This window comes from Roseateles sp. (assembly GCF_047654785.1).
Taxonomy (GTDB): Bacteria; Pseudomonadota; Gammaproteobacteria; order Burkholderiales; family Burkholderiaceae_C; genus Pelomonas.
On sequence record NZ_JASGKQ010000002.1, the window covers coordinates 750,629 to 768,624 of the forward strand.

The following is a 17,996-nucleotide window of genomic DNA, read 5'->3' on the forward strand; positions in this document are numbered from 1 at the left end:
ACGGCCTTGACGATCATTTCCTGTAGACGCCTTCGAAGTCCACCGAGCCGTTGGGCGCCATCTTGAAGCCCACCACGTCCGTGCGGGTGGGGATGTAGACGGTGGAGTGCGCCATCGTGATCCACGGCCGCTCGTGCTTGAAGATCTCCTGCGCGCGTTCGTACAGCGCGATGCGCCTGGCCGGGTCGGTCGCGGCGCGGGCCTCGTCGATGAGCTTCTCGAACTCGGCGTTGCAGAACTTGATGCCGGTCTTGTTGGCCGCGCAGCTGAGGTTGGGGGTCAGGAAGTCGTCGGCGTCGCCGGTCTCGCCGCTCCAGCCGCTCATGTAGACGCTGTGCTCGCCGTTGTTGGCGCGCTTCAGGTACTCGCCCCACTCATAGGTCTTGATGGTGGCCTTGACGCCGATCCTGGCCCAGTCCTGCTGGATGAGCTGGGCCATCAGCTGGCCGTTGGGGTTGGTGGGGCGCTGCACGGGCAGCGCCCAGAGGTCGATCTCGAAGCCGTTCGGGTAGCCTGCCTTGGCCAGCAGCGCGCGGGCGCGGGCCGGGTCGAACTCGTTCTTCAGCCGCTTGTTGTAGCCGAAGACGGCGGGCGGGAAGGCGCTGACGGCCTGCATCGCGTCGCCGCGCGGGAACAGCGCCTTGAAGATGGCGTTGCGGTCGACGGCGATGTCCAGCGCCTCGCGCACCTCGCGCCGGTCGGTGGGTGGCTTCTTCATGTTGAAGCTCAGGTAGGAGATGTTCAGCGCCTGGATCTTCTCGATGCGGACCTTGGGGTTGCCGGCCAGCGAGCCGACGTCCACGTCGCGCAGCGCCGCCGCGACATGGCATTCGCCGACCGCGATCTTCTGCACCCGCACATTGGGCTCGCGGCTGATGCTGAAGATCAGCTTCTCGGTCGGCTGCCGGCCGCCCCAGTAGCTGGGGTTGGCGGTCATGCGCAGCACGTCGTCCTTGGCGTAGCGCTTGAACTGGAACGGCCCGGTGCCTACCGGCAGCACGTTGATCTGGCTGGCCTTGCCGGCCTTCAGCAGCTGCGCCGCGTACTCGGCGGACTGGATGCCGGCCCATGCGAACGCGAAGTTGGCGACGAAGGTGACGTTGGGCTGCGTCAGGCGGAAGCGCACCGTGTGCGCGTCCAGCTTGTCGATGCCGGCGATCAGCTTGGCCAGGCCCAGGTTCTGCGGGTAGATGAAGCTGGCCGGGAAGGCCTTGTTGAACGGGTGGTTCGGGTCGATGAAGCGCGTGAACGTGAACACCACGTCGTCCGCGTCGAAGTCACGCGTGGGCTGGAACCAGGGCGTGCTGTGGAACTTCACGCCGGGGCGCAGCCGGAAGGTGATGCTGCGGGCGTCCGGCGCGATCTCCCAGCTCGTCGCCAGCTTGGGCGCCAGCTCGGTGGTGGGGCGCTTGAAGTCCAGCAGCCCGTCGAACATCTGCGCGCTGACGGTGTTGGTGCTGGCGCTGTCCCACATGCCGGGGTCGAAGCCCTCGGGGCTGGCGTCGGCGCAGTAGACCAGCGGCTTGCCCTGGGCCAGCGCGGCGGCGGGCGCGAGCAGCGCGAGGGCGGCGGACAGCAGGGCGGGGGCGAGCTTCATGGCGGCGGACGGCGGGCTGGACCAGCGGCGATTGTCGGAGCGCCCCGGGCGGCGGCAAGCGCGGGCACCGGCACAGGGCATAACGGCAGCTTATACCCCGGCGGACGGCCGGCGGCGGCCAGAATGGCCGCCATGTGGACCGGCTTCCAACCCATCACCGTCCGGCGCGACGGCGTCACGCTGTTCGCCCGCAAGGGCGGCCCGCCGGGCGACGGCCGGCCGCCGCTGCTGCTGCTGCACGGCCATCCGCAGACCATGGCGATGTGGCACCGGGTGGCGCCGGTCATGGCGCTGACGCGGCGCGTCGTGCTGATGGACCTGCGCGGCTACGGCGACAGCGACCGCCCGCCCGCCGGGGCCGGCAGCGCCGCCTACGCCAAGCGCGAGATGGCGCTGGACGCGGTCGCGCTGATGCGCTCGCTGGGCCATGAGCGCTTCGCCGTGCTGGCCCACGACCGCGGCGCGCGGGTCGCGCACCGGCTGGCGCTGGACCACCCGCAGGCCGTCACCCGGCTGATGCTGCTGGACATCGCGCCCACGCTGGCGATGTACGAGGGCACGACCGAGGCCTTCGCCCGCGCCTACTGGCACTGGTTCTTCCTGATCCGGCCGGCGCCGCAGCCCGAGCGCCTCATCGAGGCCGACCCGCTCGCCTACCTGCGCGAGGGCATGGGCCAGCGCGGCGGCGGCTTCGACCGGCGGGCCTGGGCCGAGTACGAGCGCTGCTTCGTGCGGCCCGGCACGGCGGCGGCCGTGTGCGCCGACTACCGCGCCGGTGCCGGCATCGACCTCGAGCACGACCGCGCCGACCGCGACGCCGGCCGGCGCGTCAGCCAGCCGCTGCGCGTGCTGTGGGGCGCCCGGGGCGTGGTGGGCCGCTGCTTCGAGCCGCTGAAGCTGTGGCAGGCCGTGGCCGACGACGTCAGCGGCCAGGCGCTGGACGGCGGCCACTACCTCGCCGAGGAGGCGCCCGCCGCCGTGCTGGCCGACGCGGCGGTGTTTTTCAACCAGGACGACCCATGACCCAGAAGATCGCAGTCATCGCCGGCGACGGCATCGGCACCGAGGTGATGCCCGAGGGCCTGCGCGTGCTGCGCGCCGTGGCCGAACGCTTCGGGCTGGACCTGCGGTTCGACGCGTTCGACTTCGCGCACTGCCGCTACTTCGAGCAGCACGGCCGGATGCTGCCGGACGACTGGAAGGCGCGGATCGGCGGCCACGACGCCATCTACTTCGGCGCCGTCGGCTGGCCGGCCACGGTGCCGGACCACGTCAGCCTGTGGGGCTCGCTGCTGCAGTTCCGGCGCGAGTTCGACCAGTACGTGAACCTGCGCCCCGCGCGGCTACTGCCCGGCGTGCGCTCGCCGCTGGTGGACCGGCAGGGCCGGCCGCTGCAGCCCGGCGACATCGACATGTGGATCGTCCGCGAGAACACCGAGGGCGAGTACTCCAGCGTGGGCGGCCGCATGTACGCCGGCAGCGAGCGCGAGATCGTCCTGCAGGAAACCGTGATGAGCCGCGTCGGCGTGGACCGCGTGCTGCGCTTCGCGTTCGAGCTGGCCGCCCGGCGCCCGCGCGCCAAGCTCACGTCGGCGACCAAGAGCAACGGCATCGCCATCACCATGCCCTACTGGGACGAGCGCGTCGAGGCCATGGCCGCGCAGTTCCCCGGCGTGGCGGTCGACAAGTTCCACATCGACATCCTGTGCGCCCACTTCGTGCAGCGGCCGCAGCACTTCGACGTGGTGGTGGCCAGCAACCTGTTCGGCGACATCCTGTCCGACCTCGGCCCCGCCTGCACCGGCACCATCGCCATCGCGCCCTCGGCCAACCTGAACCCGACGCGCGCATGGCCCAGCCTGTTCGAGCCGGTGCACGGTTCGGCGCCGGACATCGCGGGCCGGGGCATCGCCAACCCGATCGGCCAGATCTGGGCCGGCGCGATGATGCTGGACTTCCTGGGCCACCGCGCCGCGCACGACGCCGTCATGGCCGCCATCGAGGCCGTGCTGGCCGACCCGGCCGCGCCCCGGACGCCCGACCTGGGCGGCCGGGCCACCTGCGCCCAGCTCGGCGAGGCCATCGCCCGGGCTGCGAAAATCGCGCCATGAAGCCGATCGCCTACACCCGCGCCCGGGGCCTGCCGGCCCTGCTGCAGAACCGCATCGCCATCCTGGACGGCGCGATGGGCACCATGATCCAGCGCTACAGGCTCGGCGAGGCCGACTACCGCGGCGAGCGCTTCAAGGACCACGGCAAGGACCTGAAGGGCAACAACGAGCTGCTGCTGTTCACGCGGCCCGACGTGATCCGCGAGATCCACGAGCAATACCTCGCCGCCGGCGCCGACCTGGTCGAGACCAACACCTTCGGCGCCACCTCCGTCGCGCAGGAGGACTACGACCTGCCCGAACTGGCCTACGAGATGAACCTCGTCGCCGCGCAGATCGCCCGCGCCGCCTGCGACAAGTATTCGACGCCGGACCGGCCCCGCTACGTCGCCGGGGCGCTCGGCCCGACGCCCCGCACCGCGTCCATCAGCCCCGACGTGAACGACCCCGGCGCCCGCAACATCGACTTCGACACGCTGCGCGCCGCCTACTACGAGCAGGGCCAGGGCCTGCTGGACGGCGGCGCCGACGTCTTCCTCGTCGAGACCATCTTCGACACCCTCAACGCCAAGGCCGCCATCTTCGCGCTCGACGAGCTGATGGAGGCCACCGGCGAGCGCCTGCCCGTCATCATCTCCGGCACGGTGACCGACGCCTCCGGCCGCATCCTGTCCGGCCAGACCGTCACCGCCTTCTGGCACTCGGTGCGCCATGCGCGGCCCATCGCCGTCGGCCTGAACTGCGCGCTGGGCGCCACGCTGATGCGGCCCTACATCGAGGAGCTGTGCAAGGTGGCGGGCGAGGTGGCCGTCAGCTGCTACCCCAACGCCGGCCTGCCCAACCCGATGAGCGACACCGGCTTCGACGAGACGCCCGAAGTCACCGCCCGCCTGGTGGGCGAGTTCGCGCAGGCCGGCTTCCTGAACATCGCCGGCGGCTGCTGCGGCACGACGCCGGAGCACATCGCCGCCATCGCCCGGGCCGTGTCCGCCTACCGGCCGCGCGCCAGCGGCGAGAAGTTCCTGAGCCAGCTGCTGGATGCCGCCTGACCTGGCGCCGGGCGACGGCCGCGAGCGCGAGCCCGCGGCGCTGCTGCGGCGCCTGCCGCTGGCGCTGATGGCGCTGGCCGGCCTGCTGTGCGGGCTGGGCCTGGTGTTCGCGGTCGCGGCCCAGTGGGCGGACCTGCCGCGCGCGGCGCGGTTCGCGCTGCTGCAGGCCGCCGTCGCGCTGGGCGCGCTGGCCCTCGTCGCCCGCCCGCGGCTGGCCCTGCCGCTGGGCCTGTGGTGTCTGCTCGCCACCGGCGGGCTGCTGGCCTTCCTCGGCCAGACCTACCAGACCGGCGCGGACGCCTGGCAGCTGTTCGCGCTGTGGGCCGCGCTGGCCCTGCCGCTGGCGCTGGGCGCGCGGGCCGATGCGCTGTGGGGCGTCTGGATGCTGGTGGCGCTGGCGGCCGTCTCGCTGTGGATGGCCGCGCATGCCGGCCACCGCTGGCGGGCCGAGGCCGGGGACCTGCCCGTGCACCTCGCCGGCTGGGCGCTGGCGCTGGGCCTGGCGCTGGCCGCGGCGGGCGCAGCCGGCCGGCGCGTCGGCGCGGGGCCCTGGGCGCGGCGCACTGCGGCCGGCCTGGCCGTGCTGCTGGTCATGGCCACGGCGCTGGCCGCCTTGTTCGGCGACGACCCGCTGGCGCCCACCCTGCTCGCGCTGCTGGCGCTGGCCGGCGCGGCCTGGGCGCTGGGCCGGCCGGCGGGGTTCGACCTCTTCGGCCTCAGCGCCGCCGCGCTGGCCCTGAACGTCGTGCTGGTGGGCGCGCTGGCGCGGCTGCTGTTCGACGAGGTGCCGGGCGGCGAGCCCATCGCCCGTTTCCTGTTGCTGGGGCTGGCGGCGGCCGGCCTGCTGGCCGCCACGGTCGGCGCCGTGCTGCGGCTGGCGCGGCGGGCGGAGGCCCGGGCATGACGCCCGCCGCGCCGGACGCGCCGCGGCCCGGGCCCGTGGTGCTGCTCACCGCGCTCGGCGCCTGGCTGGCCGCCGTGCCGCTGCTGGCCGTGGTGGCGCTGGCCTTCGGCCCGGTGTTCCGGCACGGCGGCGGCACCTACCTCGCGGGCGCGCTGCTGCTGGCCGCGGCCGTCGTCGCACTGCGCTCGCGCGCGCTGCCGCTGTTCGCCGAGCAGCTGGCCGTGCCCGTGCTGCTGGCGGGCGGGGCGAGCCTGGCCTTCGGGCTGTTCCGGGACCTGCCGCAGCGGCCGGCGCTGGCCGCGCTGGCGCTGCTGTCGCTGGGCGTCGGCCTGGCCGTGCGCGCGCCGGGGCTGAAGGCCTGCCTGGGCGCGGCGGCGGCCGGCTTCGCGGCGCTGGTGTTCTGGCGCCCGTCCTGGCATGTCGCGCACTGGACCGGTCTGGGCTGGCACGGCGACGCCGTGCTGTGGGTGCTGGCGGCGCTGCGGGAGCGGCGCCACGGGCTGCCCGCGGCGCTGGCCCCGTTGCTGCCGGGCTGGGCGGCGATGACGCTGCTGGGGCTGGCGCTGTCGTCGGGCATGGCCATGCTGGTGGGGGCCGGGCTGGGCGGCGACGGGGCGGCCGTGCTCGCGGCGGACGCCGGCCGCAGCGGCTGGCCGGGCGGGGTGTCGGTGCTGCTGGCGCTGCTGGCGGCGGCCGGGCTGGGCCGGGCCTGGCCGTCGCTGCGCCGGCCGGGCTGGGCGGGCGTGGCCGCCGTGCTGGCCGGGCTCGCGGCCTGCATGCCGGCGCTGGGCGCGGTGCTGCTGATGCTGGCGGTGAGCGCGCGCCAGGCGCGCTGGCCGCTGGCGGCGGCCGCGGTGCTGGCGGCGGCGTGGATCACCAGCGCCTTCTACTACCAGCTCGCCTGGCCGCTGGCCACCAAGGCCGGGGTGCTGGCGCTGGCCGGGGCGCTGCTGGGCGCGCTGGCGTGGACGCTGCGGCCCCGCACGGCTGCCACGGCCACCGCCACCGCCGCGCCGGGCGGCGGCGCCCGCTGGGCGCGCGCGGGCGCGGCGGCGAGCCTGGCGGCGGTGCTGGCCGTGGTCAACGTGGCGATCGCGCGCAAGGAGGCGCTGATCGCGCAGGGCCAGCCGGTGTTCCTGCGGCTGGCGCCGGCCGACCCGCGCTCGCTGGTGCAGGGCGACTTCATGCGGCTGAACTTCGCGCTGCCGCCCGGCCTGCCGGCGCCGGCCGCCGGCCTGCGGGCCGCCCGGCCGCAGGCCGTGATGGCGCTGGACGCGCAGCGCGTGGCGCAGTTCGTGCGGCTGCACGACGGCAGGCCGCTGGCGGCGGGCGAGCTGCGCATCGAGCTGACGCCCAGGGACGGCCGCTGGACGGTGGTGACCGACGCCTGGTTCTTCAAGGAGGGCGAGGCGCGGCGCTGGTCGGCCGCGCGCTTCGGCGAATTCCGCGTGGCGCCGGACGGGCAGACGCTGCTCGTGGGCCTGCGCGGCGAGGGGCTGGGCGCGCTCTGAGCCTTGCACAATGCGGGCACCATGCCCGTCCTGCCGCCCAAACTGCCCCACACCGGCACCACCATCTTCACCGTCATGTCGGCGCTGGCCGCCGAGCATGGCGCCGTCAACCTCGGCCAGGGCTTCCCGGACTTCGGCGCCGACCCGGCGCTGCTGCAGGCCGTCACCGACGCGATGGCGGCCGGCCACAACCAGTACCCGCCGATGGCCGGCGTGCCGGCGCTGCGCCAGGCCATCGCGGCCCAGCTCAACGCGCGCCACGGCGCGGACTACGACGCGGAGCGCGACGTCACCGTCACGGCCGGCGGCACGCAGGCGCTGTTCACGGCGCTGCAATGCTGCGTCGGAGCGGGCGACGAGGTCATCGTCATCGAGCCCGCCTACGACAGCTACGACCCCGCCATCCGCCTGGCCGGCGCCGTGCCCGTGGGCGTGCCGATGACGGCGGACTATCGGCTGGACTGGGCGGCCGTGCGCGCCGCCGTCACGCCGCGCACGCGCGCGCTGGTGCTGAACACGCCGCACAACCCCAGCGGCCGCGTCGCCACCGCCGAGGACCTGCGCGAGCTGGAGCGGCTGGCCGAGGCGCACGACCTCTTCGTCGTCAGCGACGAGGTCTACGAGCACATGGCCTACGACGGCACCCCGCACCAGAGCGCGGCGCGCTTCCCCGGGCTGCGCGGGCGCAGCTTCGTCGTCGGCAGCTTCGGCAAGACTTTCCACGTCACCGGCTGGAAGGTCGGCTACGTCGCCGCGCCGCCGGCGCTGAGCGCGGCCTTCCGGCGGTTGCACCAGTACACGGTGTTCACGGTGCACACGCCGACGCAGCATGCGCTGGCCGCGTATCTGCAAGACCCGGCGCCCTGGCAGGGCCTGGCCGCCTTCTACCAGGCCAAGCGCGACGCCTTCCGCGCGGCGCTGGCGGGAACAAGGCTGAAGCTGCTGCCCTGCGAGGGCACCTACTTCCAGACGGTGGACTACCGCGCGGTGTCCGACCTGGACGAGCTGGACTTCGCCCGCTGGTTGACGACCGAGATCGGCGTCGCGGCCATCCCGCTGTCGGTCTTCTACCAGCGGCCACAGGAGCGCGGCCACGTGCGCTTCTGCTTCGCGAAGCGCGACGAGACGCTGGCCGAGGCGGCGCGGCGGCTGGCGAGCCTGGGGTAGGTGACTTTGATAGCGTATATGCTATCTTCCCGGCATGCCCGTCATCGTGCTGGATACCAATGTGCTGGTGGCCGTGCTGCTGCCGGGCGGGGCCTCCGCACGGGCCGTGTTGAGGGGTTGCCTGCGCGGCCACTATCAGGCGGTGCTGGGGCCGGCCCTGCTGTCCGAGTACGAAGACGTCATGGGCCGTGAGGCGTTGTTCGCCCGCTCGGCGCTGACCGCGGCAGAGCGCGACGAGGTGCTGGATGGCTTCTTGCACCGCTGCCGCTGGGTCGAGGTGTTCTATGCCTGGCGGCCCAACCTGCCTGACGAGGCCGACAACCACCTGATCGAGCTGGCCGTGGCCGGGCAGGCCGACGCCATCGTCACGCGCAACCTGCGCGACCTGTCGCGTGGCGAGTTGAAGTTTCCTGGGCTCAAGGTGTTGACGCCCGAGCAATGTCTGGAGGTGTTCCCATGTCCACATTGACCATCCGTCTGACCGACGACAAGCATGAACGCCTGAAAGCCTTGGCACGGGCCAATGCCATCAGCGTGAACAAGCTGGTGGATGAACTGGCGACCGTGGCCCTGGCGAACTACGACGCCCGTGTGCGGTTCGAAACCCGCGCGGCGCGGGGGAGGCCGGAGCGTGCGCTGGCCCTGCTGGACAAGCTGGACCAGTCGAACCGTTGAACCTGGAAACGGTGGCTGGCCACTCGCGATTCCGTCGCGGTCAGCGCGCCAGCGGCAGCACCGCGTCCTTCAGCACGCGCCACTGCGCATCCAGCAGCGGCCCGTTGGGATCGTGGCCGGCGCGGTGCACGATGACGAGCTTTTTGGCCGGTGCCGTGAGGCGGTCGAACCAGGCCTGCGTCACGGCCGCCGGGGTCAGCAGGTCTTCCTCGCCCTGCACGAGGAAGACCGGCAGCGCGAGCTTCGTGCGCCGGCCCGGCAGGTCCAGCTGCCACAGCATGCCGTCGCCCTGGAGGCCGACGAACTTCAGGAAGGAGAAGGCCTCGCCGGCTTCATACGCGGCAGCGTCCTGCGGGCCGGCGTGGTCGGCGGCGGGCGTCCAGGCGGGGCCGGGCGCGGTGCGCCTGGCCTCGTAGCCGCGCAGGATGCGGCGCAGCTTGCCGAAGCTGCGCGGGTCGGTCCAGGGCGGCGCGCCCAGGGCCTGCAGCGTGTCGAGGGCCGGCTGGTCGCCCAGTTCGCGGGCGCGCTGCAGCGCCAGCGCGTGGCTGGCGGCCAGGTCGGCCGGGCCGACGAGCTGGGCCACGCCCACGTAGGCGTGGAACAGCCCGGGCCGCAGGTGCGCCATCTCCACGGCCAGCGCCGCGCCCCAGGAGCCGCCGGTCAGGATGAGCTTGGCGTGGCCCAGGCGGCGCCGCAGGTGCTCGGCCACGGCGATGCCGTCGGCGGCCAGCAGGTCCAGCGTCAGCGGCGTGCCGTCGAACTCGGCCGGCGCCAGCTCGCGCACCGGCAGGTTGCGGCCGTAGCTGCGGCCGGCGCCGCGCTGGTCCCACTGCACGAGGGTGAAGTCTTTCGCCCACGCGCCGAACAGCGCATCGGCGAACGGCGTGTTCGGGTTGCCCGGGCCGCCGTGCACGAACAGCAGCACGGGGTTGCGGCAGTCCTGGCCGGTGACGGTCAGCCACTGCGGCTGGCCATTGATCTCGACGAAGCCCTGCTCGCGCACCGCGCGGTCCCGGGCGCTGGCGTCGCAGGCGGGCGCCAGCGAGCCGGCGTGGCTGGTGAACTGCGCAAGCAGCAGGGCGGCGGTCAGCAGGCGTCGGATCAAGGGGGCTCCACGGCGTGGCAGGCGGCGTGGACTGTAGGCCCGTTCCCGGGCGCCCGGAGCGTTCGGCAAGGGGCAACCGAGCTTTCGGCGCGCCTGCGGCATTCACCGGCGGCCGGCGCGGCGGGACAATCGCGGCTCCTGATCCCGCATCGACCCGTCCGCCCGCCATGCCCACCTACCGTTCCAAGACCTCCACCGCCGGCCGCAACATGGCCGGCGCCCGCTCGCTGTGGCGCGCCACCGGCATGAAGGACGAGGACTTCGCCAAGCCCATCATCGCCATCGCCAACTCCTTCACCCAGTTCGTGCCCGGCCACGTGCACCTGAAGGACCTGGGCCAGCTGGTGGCCCGCGAGATCGAGGCCGTGGGCGGCGTGGCCAAGGAGTTCAACACCATCGCCGTGGACGACGGCATCGCGATGGGCCACGACGGCATGCTGTACTCGCTGCCCAGCCGCGACATCATTGCCGACTCGGTCGAGTACATGGTCAACGCCCACTGCGCCGACGCGCTGGTGTGCATCTCCAACTGCGACAAGATCACCCCCGGCATGCTGATGGCCGCGATGCGGCTCAACATCCCCGTCGTGTTCGTCTCCGGCGGCCCGATGGAGGCCGGCAAGGTGCGCCTGGCGGTGCCGGGCACGGCCAAGATCGAGATCAAGAAGCTGGACCTGATCGACGCGATGGTGATGGCCGCCGACGCCAAGGTCAGCGATGCCGACCTCGCCGAGGTCGAGCGCTCCGCCTGCCCGACCTGCGGCAGTTGCTCCGGCATGTTCACCGCCAACTCGATGAACTGCCTGACCGAGGCGCTGGGCCTTTCGCTGCCCGGCAACGGCACGGTGGTCGCCACGCACGTGGACCGCGAGGCGCTGTTCAAGCGCGCCGGCCGCACGGCCGTGGAACTGTGCCGCCGCTACTACGAGCAGGGCGACGAGCGCGTGCTGCCGCGCGCCATCGGCAAGAAGGCCTTCGAGAACGCGATGACGCTGGACATCGCGATGGGCGGCTCCACCAACACCATCCTGCACATCCTGGCCGCGGCGCAGGAGGCCGGCATCGAGTTCGACATGACGGACATCGACCGCCTGTCGCGCGACGTGCCGCAGTTGTGCAAGGTGGCGCCCAACACCAACAAGTACCACATCGAGGACGTGCACCGCGCGGGCGGCATCATGGCCATCCTGGGCGAGCTGGACCGCGCCGGCAAGCTGCACACCGACGTGCCCACCGTGCATGCGCCGACGATGAAGGACGCGCTGGACCAGTGGGACATCGCCCGCGCGCCCAGCGACGCGGTGCAAACCTTCTACAAGGCCGGCCCGGCCGGCATCCCGACGCAGACCGCCTTCAGCCAGGACAGCCGCTGGCCCAGCCTGGACGTGGACCGTGCCGAAGGCTGCATCCGCGCCTACGACCATGCCTTCAGCAAGGAAGGCGGCCTGGCCGTGCTGCGCGGCAACATCGCGCTGGACGGCTGCGTCGTGAAGACCGCCGGCGTGGATGACGCGCTGCTCGTCTTCGAAGGCCCGGCGCATGTGGTGGAAAGCCAGGACGAAGCCGTCGCCAACATCCTCGACGACCAGGTCAAGGCCGGCGACGTGGTGGTGGTGCGCTACGAAGGCCCCAAGGGCGGCCCCGGCATGCAGGAGATGCTCTACCCGACCAGCTACATCAAGAGCAAGGGCCTGGGCAAGGCCTGCGCGCTGCTGACGGACGGGCGCTTCTCGGGCGGCACCTCGGGCCTGTCCATCGGCCACTGCTCGCCCGAGGCGGCGGCGGGCGGCGCGATCGGCCTGGTGCGCAACGGCGACCGCATCCGCATCGACATCCCGAACCGCAGCATCGACGTGCTGCTGAGCGACGAGGAACTGGCGAAGCGCCGTGCCGAGCAGGACGCCAAGGGCTGGAAGCCCGTCCAGGCCCGCCCGCGCAAGGTGTCGGCGGCGCTGAAGGCCTACGCGCTGCTGGCGACCTCGGCGGACAAGGGCGCGGTGCGGGATTTGAGCAAGCTGGAGGGTTGAAGCCTCATTGCTGGCGCATTGCCGCCAGCAATGAGGCTGGATCGAAGCCGTTCAGCTGACGTGGTTCGCCACGCGACGGCGCGACGCCCATGCCTGCGCCTTCGACCGTTGGCGCACTGCCCGCCAGGCGGATCAGTGCCCATGCGTCGGCATAGGGCGCCATGTCGGTGGTGGCGACGTTCACCGCCAGATTGCCGAGCTTGCGAACACCGCCTGTCTTGATGAGAGGGCGGGCGTGCTCGCGCTTCAGCGCGGCGAGGTAGAGCGCATTGGCCTGGTCCCGTGGCAGCACGAAGTAGTGCAGATGGCAGAAGTCCAGCGTGCCATCGTGGCCGTGCTGGATGCCGGCCCTTTTGTCCAGGTTCACGAAGACGACGAAGTCGGCCACGAATTTCGGCGTCGAGAGCTCACCTTCGCCCGAGCATTGCGTCATGTAGACCCAGTCCGGGCCAGGCGAGTAGCCGGTCTTGACCTGGATGAGCAGCTTGCGCCTCGGGTCGCTGGTGTCGATGAGCAGGTCGCTGCCTGCGAAGTTGGCGCGCAGGCCGGCCGTGTTGTAGGCCGGAATGCCGTGCATCCAGCACTTGGCGGACACGGCCGCCTCGCCGATCTTGCCGTGCGACTGCTGCTTGCGGAGTTCTTTCACGATGCGGCTCAGCCGTTCTGCGGAAACGCGAACTCCGCCCCCTTGGGCGCCGAATCCGGCCAGCGCTGCATGACGGCCTTGTGCTTGGTGTAGAAGCGCACCGCTTCGGGGCCGTAGGCGTGGTGGTCGCCGAACAGGCTGCGCTTCCAGCCGCCGAAGCTGTTGAACGCCATGGGCACCGGCAGCGGCACGTTCACGCCGACCATGCCGACCTGGATGTGGTGCACGAACTCGCGCGCCACGTGGCCGTCGCGGGTGAAGACGGCCACGCCGTTGGCGTACTCGTTGGCCTCGATCAGCGCGATGGCGGCGGCCAGGTCCGGCACGCGCACCACGCACAGCACCGGGCCGAAGATCTCTTCCGTGTAGCAGCTCATGCCGGGGGCGACGCCGTCCAGCAGCGTGCCGCCGACGAAGAAGCCGTCCTCGTGCCCCGGCACCCGGTAGCCGCGGCCGTCCACCACCGCGGTGGCGCCCGCCGCGACGCCTTCGCCGATCAGCCGCTCGACGCGCTGCTGCGCGGCGCGCGTGATCAGCGGCCCCATCTCGGCGCCGGCCTGGTGGCCCTCGCCGATCTTCAGCGCGCGCACCTTGGGCGCCAGCGCGGCGACCAGCCGGTCGCCGACATCGCCCACGGCGACGGCGACGGAAATCGCCATGCAGCGCTCGCCGGCCGAGCCGTAGGCGGCGCCCATCAGCGCGTCCACGGCGCCGTCGAGGTCGGCGTCGGGCATGACGACCATGTGGTTCTTCGCGCCGCCCAGCGCCTGCACCCGCTTGCCGTGGGCCGAGCCGACCTGGTAGATGTGCTCGGCCACCGGCGTGGAGCCGACGAAGCTGACCGCCGCGATGCCGGGGTGGGCCAGGATGGCGTCGACCAGGTCCTTGTCGCCCTGGACGACGCTGAACAGCCCGTCCGGCAGGCCGGCCTCCTGCAGCCAGCGGGCCATCAGCAGGCTGGCGCTGGGGTCGCGCTCGCTGGGCTTGAGGATGAAGGCGTTGCCGCAGCCCAGCGCGATGGGGTACATCCACATCGGCACCATGGCGGGGAAGTTGAACGGCGTGATGCCGGCCACCACGCCCAGCGGCTGGCGCATGCTCCAGGCGTCCATGCCGCGCGCGATCTGCCCGGTGTACTCGCCCTTGAGCAGCTGCGGCATCGCGGTGGCGAACTCGACGACCTCGATGCCGCGCGCCACCTCGCCCAGCGCGTCGGGCAGCGTCTTGCCGTGTTCGCGCACCAGGGCCTCGGCCAGCAGCTCGCGGCGCTCCTGCAGCAGGGTGAGGAACTTGAACAGCACGCGCGAGCGGGCCAGCGGCGGCGTCTGCGCCCAGGCCCTGGCGGCCGGCGCGGCGCTGGCGACCGCGGCGTCCAGCTCGGCCGCGCCGCCCAGCAGCAGCCGGCCCTGCACGGCGCCGGTGGCGGGGTTGTGGATGTCCTGGTGGCGGTCGCCCGCGCCGCGGCTCAGCGCGCCGTTGATCCAGTGGCCCACTTCGTAGTGACTCATTGCAATTCCTTCAGCCGCAGCGGGCATTCATCGGGGGGGAGGCGGCGCCGGTCGCCGCCGCAGCGCCGATGGTGCCAGGGACCGCGCCCTCCGCGCGCGCGGATTGCCGCCGGCACGGGGCACGCGGCGCTTCGCCGATGCGCAAGGGGCGCTTGCCGCCCGGCAAAATTTTGCCGCGCGGCCGCACGCTGCGGCACCCCGGCGGTGCGCGACGCCAGAATCCGGTGCATGACCGTGACCGCTTCCGTCCCGCGCACGCCGCGCGCCGCCACCTTGCGCAAGCAGGAGGCCATCCTGGCCGAGGCCGAGCGCCAGTTCGCCCGCTTCGGCTTCGAGGGCGTCAGCCTGGACAGCATCGCCGCCGCGCTGGAGCTGTCGCGCCAGAACCTGCTCTACCACTGGCCCAGCAAGGAGGAGCTCTACCGCGCCGTGCTGGACAGCGTGATGGACGAGTGGCTGGCGAACATGAACGCCATCACCCAGGCCGGCGAGCCGCGCGCCGCCATCCAGGCCTATGTGGCCGACAAGCTGCGCTTCAGCCGCGAGCGGCCCAGCGGCAACGCGGTGTTCACGCGCGAGATGATGGCCGGCGCGCCGCGCTATGCCGACGTGCTGAAGGCGCAGGTGATGCCGCTGCTGCACGCCGACGTGGCGCGCTTCGAGCGCTGGGCCGACGAGGGCCGCATCCGCCGGCTGGACTTCATGCACCTGATGTTCCTGATCTGGTCGTCCACGCAGGCCTATGCCGACCTGGGCGCGCAGTTCTCGCTCTACATGGGCAAGCCGGCGCTGGACGACGCGGACTTCGAGCGTGCGCGCGGGCTGATCGTGAACCTGATCTGGCGCAGCCTCGCCGTTTAGATCGTGCGTTTCAGCCGGTGCAGCGCCACACCGCTGCACAGCAGCGTGAAGCCGAGCAGCACGGCCACCGCCATCTCCGGCGCGATCCAGCGGAACTTGGCGACGCCGCCCGCCGCGAAGGCGAGCTGGTCCAGGTGGAAGTGCGGCCAGAACACCGTCTGGAAGTGCATGGACGCCGGCAGCGGGAAGAACACGCCCGACAGGTACAGCCCCGGCAGATAGGCCAGGTTGGCATAGGCCGGCGCGGCCGAGCCGCTGGTCAGCGCGCCCAGCATCAGGCCCAGCGCGCAGAAGGGCACGGTGCCGGCGACGAGCACGGCGCTCATCGCCGCGAGCTGCGCGCCGTCCAGCCGCGCCTGGCCGGTGGCGGCGGCCAGCACGAGGATGGGCAGGTAGGCGAGCGTGCCGCACACCACGCCCGCGACCATCTTGGCCGCGAGCCAGGCGCCGGGCGGCGCCGGCTGGGCGCGCTTGAGCGTCAGCAGGCCCTGCTCGCGCTCCAGCGCCAGGTTGGGGCAGGTGGCGAACAGCGCGGCCATCGTCACGGCCATCACCGAGAAGCCGCCGAACATGAAGCGGCCCGCGTCCGGATCCCTGGCGACCATCTCGCCGGCCACCGCGAAGGCGAACAGCAGATAGGTGCCGACCGGCAGCAGGAACATTGGCAGCGCGAAGGCCGGCGTGCGCAGCAGGCGCAGCAGTTCGAGGCGGATTTCGAGGAGATACGTGTTCATGCGGCTTCCCGGGTCAAGGCGTTGAAGGCGTCGTTGAGGCCGGCCTGCTGCACTTCCAGCCGCGCGAGCGCGGGGTCGGCGGCGAGCAGGCGGCGCACGACGGATTCGGATGCGGCGTCGGTCGTGACGATGGCCAGCCGCGCGTCGTCGCCGGCCACGTCCACGACGCCCGGCCAGCGGCGAACCTCGGCGGCGGGCAGCGCCGTCTCGCAGCGGATGTGGCGGCGCGACACCAGCGCGCGCATCTCGTCCACGCTGCCCGTCGCGACGACGCGGCCCCGGGCCAGCACGGCGACGCGGCTGGCCAGCGCCTCGGCCTCTTCGAGGTAGTGCGTCGTCAGCAGGATGGAGCAGCCCTCGCGCAGCAGCGCGCGGATGCTGGCCCACAGCGCCTCGCGGGCCTGCAGGTCGAGGCCGACGCTGGGCTCGTCGAGGAACAGCACGCGCGGCCGGCCGCAGACCGCGAGCGCGAACTGCACCTGGCGCTTCTGCCCGCCCGAGAGCTGGCCATAGGGCCGCGCGGCCAGCGCCTCGATGCCGGCGCGCGCCAGCGCTTCCCGCACCGTCATCGGCCGCGCGTAATAGCTGGCCGACAGCGCGACCAGCTCGTGCACCTTCAGGTCCTTCGGCAGTTCGACGTCCTGCATCATGACGCCCAGCCCGCGCCGCCGCGCGAGGTCCTGCGGCGCGCCGCCGAGCAGGCGCACGAGGCCGGCGTCGGCCTCGTTCAGGCCCAGCCACAGCGAGATGGCCGTGGACTTGCCCGCGCCGTTGGGCCCCAGCAGCGCCAGCAGCTCGCCGCGCTTCAGGTCCAGGTTCACGCCGCTCAGCGCGTCGAGTGCGCCATAGCGCTTGGACACGCCGCACAGTTGCGCGACCACCTCGCCGTCATCCTCGGGCGGCGGCAGCTCCGGCACGGCGCGGCGCGGAGGGGCCCGGCCGTTGAGCACGCGGCCGATCAGCGTCGGGCGCACGAGGACGCGGTAGCTCACCAGCAGCAGCGCCAGGCTCGCGGCGACGATGAAGGGGAATTTCAGGCCCCAGGGCAGCGGCCAGTCGCCGACCCAGACCTGCAGCGCGGCGACCAGCGGCAGGTGAGCGAGGTAGATCCAGTAGGACGCATCGGCCAGGTAGCGCAGCGCCGGGTGGTGGCCGGACAGGAAGCGCAGCGCCAGGCCGGTGACCGCGAAGCTCCAGGCCCAGGCGGACGCGACGAAGGCCAGCGTGAATACCAGCTTGGGCTGTGCCGGCATGCCGAACGGCGGCAGGGTCTTGAGGATGTAGAGGCACACGGCCGACGACGCGACGGCCAGCGCCAGATGCGCCAGCCAGCGCGCGCGCAGCGCGGCCAGCGCGCCGGGCGCGCGCTGCGCCAGCCAGCCGAACGCGAAGGCCGTGCCGTAGCCCACGGTGGCCGGCGCTTGCGGCAGCAGCGACTGGTCGGGCGTCGGGATGCCGGCCCAGGGCATCCATGCGGGCAGTTGCAGCAGCACGCCCGCCAGCGGCAGGCCCAGCAGCAGCGCGCCGGCCGGCCAGCGCAGCGCGGCGGCGACCGCGCGGTCCACGCCGCCGCGCAGAACCTGGCGCCGGTCGAGCCGCGCGACCGCGCTGCGCAGCAGCAGCGCGCCGGCATACAGCCACAGCAGTTGGTACAGGAACCACAGATGCGCCAGCGGGAAGGCGCCGGGCGCCGCCGGCATCTCGGGCATGGCCGGCGGCGCGCCGTGGAAGAGCTTCTGCGCGCCGAGATGCCAGACGAAGGCGATGGCCGGGAACAGCAGCATCCAGCCCACCACCAGCGGCACGGCGATGCGCCGGGCGCGGTCGGCGCAGAAGCCCCGCGTGCCGAGCCGCGGGTGCAGCAGCCGCGCGAAGAAGCCGGAGATGAAGAAGAACAGCGTCATGCGGAAGCTGTGCGCGACGAAGCCGGCGTCGGCGAGCAGCGGGCTGGGCGACACGTCGTTCATCGCCCACAGGCCCGGCGGCATGCCTGGGATGAAGGACAGCGTCGCGTGGAAGGCCACGCCCAGCAGCAGGGCGAAGCTCCGCACGGCGTCGAGGGCGTGCAGCCTCTCGCCGTTGGTTTTGGGAGTCATGGATG

The 17,996-nt window shown here is 72.8% G+C and carries 16 protein-coding genes; 10 read left to right on the forward strand and 6 right to left on the reverse strand.

Annotated features, from left to right (window positions below; all coding sequences use genetic code 11):
* Positions 1–13 precede the first annotated feature (13 nt).
* A complete protein-coding gene (locus QM788_RS07965; RefSeq protein ID WP_415660951.1) occupies positions 14–1,597 on the reverse strand; it encodes an ABC transporter substrate-binding protein in 1,584 nt (527 codons plus the stop codon).
* Positions 1,598–1,720: 123 nt separating this feature from the next.
* Between QM788_RS07965 and QM788_RS07970 the strand changes: the two genes are divergently transcribed.
* Genes QM788_RS07970 through QM788_RS08005 form a run of 8 tightly spaced genes read left to right on the forward strand, consistent with a single transcriptional unit; the run spans position 1,721 to position 9,014 of the window.
* Entirely contained in the window at positions 1,721–2,620 is a 900-nt protein-coding gene (locus tag QM788_RS07970) for an alpha/beta fold hydrolase (RefSeq protein ID WP_415660952.1), read from the forward strand.
* A complete protein-coding gene (locus tag QM788_RS07975; protein ID WP_415660953.1) occupies positions 2,617–3,708 on the forward strand; it encodes a tartrate dehydrogenase in 1,092 nt (363 codons plus the stop codon). Before QM788_RS07970 ends, QM788_RS07975 begins: the two co-directional genes overlap by 4 nt.
* Positions 3,705–4,757, forward strand: coding sequence for a homocysteine S-methyltransferase family protein (locus QM788_RS07980; protein ID WP_415660954.1), 1,053 nt, complete (start codon positions 3,705–3,707; stop codon positions 4,755–4,757). Before QM788_RS07975 ends, QM788_RS07980 begins: the two co-directional genes overlap by 4 nt.
* Positions 4,747–5,661, forward strand: a complete 915-nt coding sequence (locus QM788_RS07985; protein WP_415660955.1) for a DUF2157 domain-containing protein — start codon at positions 4,747–4,749, stop codon at positions 5,659–5,661. The genes QM788_RS07980 and QM788_RS07985 overlap by 11 nt, the downstream gene beginning before the upstream one ends.
* The gene (locus QM788_RS07990) at positions 5,658–7,172 is read left to right on the forward strand and encodes a GDYXXLXY domain-containing protein (RefSeq protein WP_415660956.1); all 1,515 of its coding nucleotides are present in this window, start codon (positions 5,658–5,660) and stop codon (positions 7,170–7,172) included. Before QM788_RS07985 ends, QM788_RS07990 begins: the two co-directional genes overlap by 4 nt.
* Positions 7,173–7,193: 21 nt before the next feature.
* Positions 7,194–8,339 carry a methionine aminotransferase gene (locus tag QM788_RS07995; RefSeq protein WP_415660957.1) on the forward strand — a complete coding sequence of 382 codons (1,146 nt, stop codon included), beginning with the start codon at positions 7,194–7,196 and terminating at the stop codon, positions 8,337–8,339.
* A 34-nt stretch (positions 8,340–8,373) separates the two neighbouring features.
* Complete coding sequence (locus QM788_RS08000; RefSeq protein ID WP_415660958.1) at positions 8,374–8,808, forward strand: putative toxin-antitoxin system toxin component, PIN family; 435 nt, start codon at positions 8,374–8,376, stop codon at positions 8,806–8,808.
* Complete coding sequence (locus QM788_RS08005; RefSeq protein WP_415660959.1) at positions 8,796–9,014, forward strand: toxin-antitoxin system HicB family antitoxin; 219 nt, start codon at positions 8,796–8,798, stop codon at positions 9,012–9,014. The genes QM788_RS08000 and QM788_RS08005 overlap by 13 nt, the downstream gene beginning before the upstream one ends.
* Before the next feature lie 40 nt (positions 9,015–9,054).
* Here the strand turns inward: QM788_RS08005 and QM788_RS08010 are convergent, their stop codons facing one another.
* On the reverse strand, positions 9,055–10,119 hold the full coding sequence (locus tag QM788_RS08010; protein WP_415660960.1) for an alpha/beta fold hydrolase: 1,065 nt from the start codon (positions 10,117–10,119) through the stop codon (positions 9,055–9,057).
* A gap of 167 nt (positions 10,120–10,286) precedes the next feature.
* On the opposite strand from QM788_RS08010, the gene ilvD reads away from it, so the two are divergent.
* Positions 10,287–12,146, forward strand: coding sequence for a dihydroxy-acid dehydratase (gene ilvD / locus QM788_RS08015; RefSeq protein WP_415660961.1), 1,860 nt, complete (start codon positions 10,287–10,289; stop codon positions 12,144–12,146).
* Positions 12,147–12,150: 4 nt separating this feature from the next.
* Here the strand turns inward: ilvD and QM788_RS08020 are convergent, their stop codons facing one another.
* A complete protein-coding gene (locus QM788_RS08020) occupies positions 12,151–12,792 on the reverse strand; it encodes a hypothetical protein (RefSeq protein ID WP_415660962.1) in 642 nt (213 codons plus the stop codon).
* 8 nt (positions 12,793–12,800) lie between these two features.
* Positions 12,801–14,300, reverse strand: a complete 1,500-nt coding sequence (locus QM788_RS08025) for a CoA-acylating methylmalonate-semialdehyde dehydrogenase (RefSeq protein WP_415660963.1) — start codon at positions 14,298–14,300, stop codon at positions 12,801–12,803.
* Positions 14,301–14,528: 228 nt separating this feature from the next.
* On the opposite strand from QM788_RS08025, the gene QM788_RS08030 reads away from it, so the two are divergent.
* Positions 14,529–15,161, forward strand: coding sequence for a TetR/AcrR family transcriptional regulator (locus tag QM788_RS08030; protein WP_415660964.1), 633 nt, complete (start codon positions 14,529–14,531; stop codon positions 15,159–15,161).
* On the opposite strand, the gene QM788_RS08035 is transcribed toward QM788_RS08030, so the two are convergent.
* Both QM788_RS08035 and QM788_RS08040 read right to left on the reverse strand, forming a co-directional pair.
* Positions 15,158–15,895, reverse strand: coding sequence for an ABC transporter permease (locus tag QM788_RS08035; protein WP_415660965.1), 738 nt, complete (start codon positions 15,893–15,895; stop codon positions 15,158–15,160). The two genes, QM788_RS08030 and QM788_RS08035, sit on opposite strands and share 4 nt — an antisense overlap.
* Positions 15,892–17,991: an acyltransferase family protein gene (locus QM788_RS08040; RefSeq protein WP_415660966.1), complete on the reverse strand. Its 2,100-nt coding sequence runs from the start codon at positions 17,989–17,991 to the stop codon at positions 15,892–15,894. Before QM788_RS08040 ends, QM788_RS08035 begins: the two co-directional genes overlap by 4 nt.
* Positions 17,992–17,996 lie beyond the last annotated feature (5 nt).

Bases quoted from the DNA above. Each gene is read 5' to 3' on its own strand.
- QM788_RS07980 (WP_415660954.1), top strand. From the start codon at position 3,705: ATGAAGCCGATCGCCTACACCCGCGCCCGGGGCCTGCCGGCCCTGCTG.
- QM788_RS08025 (WP_415660963.1), bottom strand. From the start codon at position 14,300: ATGAGTCACTACGAAGTGGGCCACTGGATCAACGGCGCGCTGAGCCGC.
- QM788_RS08030 (WP_415660964.1), top strand. From the start codon at position 14,529: ATGACCGTGACCGCTTCCGTCCCGCGCACGCCGCGCGCCGCCACCTTG.
- QM788_RS07965 (WP_415660951.1), bottom strand. From the start codon at position 1,597: ATGAAGCTCGCCCCCGCCCTGCTGTCCGCCGCCCTCGCGCTGCTCGCG.
- QM788_RS07995 (WP_415660957.1), top strand. From the start codon at position 7,194: ATGCCCGTCCTGCCGCCCAAACTGCCCCACACCGGCACCACCATCTTC.
- QM788_RS08000 (WP_415660958.1), top strand. From the start codon at position 8,374: ATGCCCGTCATCGTGCTGGATACCAATGTGCTGGTGGCCGTGCTGCTG.
- QM788_RS08005 (WP_415660959.1), top strand. From the start codon at position 8,796: ATGTCCACATTGACCATCCGTCTGACCGACGACAAGCATGAACGCCTG.
- QM788_RS07990 (WP_415660956.1), top strand. From the start codon at position 5,658: ATGACGCCCGCCGCGCCGGACGCGCCGCGGCCCGGGCCCGTGGTGCTG.
- QM788_RS08035 (WP_415660965.1), bottom strand. From the start codon at position 15,895: ATGAACACGTATCTCCTCGAAATCCGCCTCGAACTGCTGCGCCTGCTG.
- QM788_RS07970 (WP_415660952.1), top strand. From the start codon at position 1,721: ATGGCCGCCATGTGGACCGGCTTCCAACCCATCACCGTCCGGCGCGAC.
- QM788_RS07985 (WP_415660955.1), top strand. From the start codon at position 4,747: ATGCCGCCTGACCTGGCGCCGGGCGACGGCCGCGAGCGCGAGCCCGCG.
- QM788_RS08040 (WP_415660966.1), bottom strand. From the start codon at position 17,991: ATGACTCCCAAAACCAACGGCGAGAGGCTGCACGCCCTCGACGCCGTG.
- ilvD (WP_415660961.1), top strand. From the start codon at position 10,287: ATGCCCACCTACCGTTCCAAGACCTCCACCGCCGGCCGCAACATGGCC.
- QM788_RS07975 (WP_415660953.1), top strand. From the start codon at position 2,617: ATGACCCAGAAGATCGCAGTCATCGCCGGCGACGGCATCGGCACCGAG.